The 245-nt window shown below is 62.4% G+C and carries 1 pseudogene; it reads right to left on the reverse strand.

Annotation, left to right across the window (positions count from 1 at the left end):
* Positions 1-211, reverse strand: a pseudogene (locus AMS65_RS18325) (L-asparagine permease); the annotation flags it as partial.
* Positions 212-245 lie beyond the last annotated feature (34 nt).

The raw sequence follows: 245 nt of genomic DNA on the forward strand, positions 1-245 counted from the left end.
CCATCTCGGTGCCGCCGAATGCGAACCCCACGCCGAGCGCGATCACGAACATCGCCCCGATCCCGTTCGGGAAGAAGCCGCCGTTGTCGGTGATGAGCTGGAAGCCCGGAGTGTGCCCGTCGACCGGGGTCTGCGTGACGACGAGATAGATGCCGATCAGGCCGAAGACGACGATCGCGCCCCCCTTGATGATCGCGAACCAGTACTCCATTCCGCCGAAGATCTTGACCTGTCTCGTTTACACA

The sequence above is a fragment of the Leucobacter celer subsp. astrifaciens genome (assembly GCF_001273835.1).
Classification (GTDB): domain Bacteria; phylum Actinomycetota; class Actinomycetes; order Actinomycetales; family Microbacteriaceae; genus Leucobacter; species Leucobacter celer.